The organism is Thermoflexus sp. (assembly GCF_025055495.1).
Lineage (GTDB): Bacteria > Chloroflexota > Anaerolineae > Thermoflexales > Thermoflexaceae > Thermoflexus.
The window spans coordinates 1-1,564 of the sequence record NZ_JANWXB010000080.1 but is presented as its reverse complement, the minus strand read 5'-3'; the positions used below and the strand labels follow the sequence as shown (position 1 = coordinate 1,564).

Sequence of the window (1,564 nt, the reverse complement as noted above, 5' to 3'; positions counted from 1 at the left end):
TCCTCGGGAGGACGAGGATGCAGGGGGTGATGCGAACTCTACGGGCCAGCTTGTGTCACCCTCTGGCTTTGAAGACCTGAGGGCGCGGATGGGCTTTCCGCTCTCCAATGCGGGCGCCCAGGGGTTTTCTGGATAGGAGTTACGCCGTTGGGAGCCGGGTGGATGAGGGGGAATGGCCCCACCCCTTGTCCTCCTTCTCACGGCCCTTTGGGCTGTGAGAAGAGGGATAAAAGACTTCCCGAGGAAGCGAACGGCATAACCCCGATCTGGATTTACAATCTTGGTTGAAGGAGGAAACCATGAGCCGGAGCTGGATTTGGGTGCTGGTCGGGATCGTGGTCCTGATGCTGGTGATCGGTGCCCTGGGCTTTCTGACCGGCCCTGCCTGGGGCTGGGGATGGGGTTGCCCCGGCTGCCCGATGATGGGCCGGTGGGGCTGGGGATTCGGTGGCATGGGCTGGGGGATCGGGCTGCTGATGATGCTGTTGGGCCTGCTGATCCCACTGCTGGTCCTCGGCCTGGTGATCGCCGCGGTCGTCTGGCTGGTGCAGCAGGCCACGCGTTCGAGCGGCCCTTCCGCCCCAGCGACGCCGATCGCCCGCTGTCCCCAGTGCGGCCGCCCTGTGCAACCGGACGGGGCGCACTGTCCGTATTGCGGGGCTTCGCTGACCGGGAGCCCGTCCGGATCCATCGGGGAGAGTTAGGGGCCAGCGACTTTTCCGATGATCCCTACTCCTCTCCTTCCATCATCTTAGAGCCTATCTAAATCACGCTTTCCTTCGAAAGTGTCCTTGTGGTGCCAGGCGCCCTCGGTGCCCGGCAGCGCAAGGACATGCTTTCTCTTCCCCCTCCCCGTCGCCCTTTGGGTGGTGGGGAGGGGGAAGAGAGAGGGATCCCGCCTTCTCCATCGGGTCCCTTCCAAACCGAAGAGCAATTCGTTTTTCGGATAGGCTCTCAGGGAGGGTGCAGGAGCCGTGAAGACCATTTTACTGGTCGAGGACGAGCCTCGGATGCGTCAGGTGGTCCGGGCTTATCTGGAGCAGGCGGGGTTCCGGGTCATTCCGGTGGGGGATGGGCCCTCAGCGCTCCATGCCTTCCGTCGGGAGCGGCCGGATCTCATCATCCTGGACCTGATGCTGCCGGGCATGGATGGATTTGAGATCTGCCGCATGCTCCGGCGGGAATCCGGGGTTCCGATCATCATTCTGACGGCGCGGGTCGAGGAAGAGGATCGAGTGGTGGGTCTGGAGCTGGGGGCGGATGATTACATCACCAAGCCCTTCAGCCCCCGGGAGCTCGTCGCGCGGGTGCGTGCGGTTCTGAGGCGAGCTCAGGGCGAGGTGGCTCCGCCTGCCGTGATCCGAATTGGAGACCTGGTCATCGACCTGGATCGACGGGAAGTGCGAGCTGGGGGTCGGGAGGTGCATCTAACGCCAACGGAGTTCGAATTGCTGGCCACCATGGCCCGCCATCCCGGCCGGGTCTTCACCCGCCTGCAGCTGCTGGAGCAGGTTCAGGGGGTCGCTTATGAAGGATACGAGCGAACCATCGATGCGCACATCAA

Annotated in this window: 2 protein-coding genes; both read left to right on the top strand. The window is 63.6% G+C overall.

Annotated elements, in window-relative coordinates; genetic code table 11:
- Window positions 1-299 precede the first annotated feature (299 nt).
- Window positions 300-704, top strand: a complete 405-nt coding sequence (locus NZM16_RS02930; RefSeq protein WP_295478425.1) for a hypothetical protein — start codon at window positions 300-302, stop codon at window positions 702-704.
- Between the two features lie 270 nt (window positions 705-974).
- Window positions 975-1,564: response regulator transcription factor (locus NZM16_RS02925; RefSeq protein WP_295478422.1), on the top strand; the 590-nt coding region annotated here is incomplete at its 3' end.

Bases quoted from the DNA above. Each gene is read 5' to 3' on its own strand.
- NZM16_RS02930 (WP_295478425.1), top strand. From the start codon at position 300: ATGAGCCGGAGCTGGATTTGGGTGCTGGTCGGGATCGTGGTCCTGATG.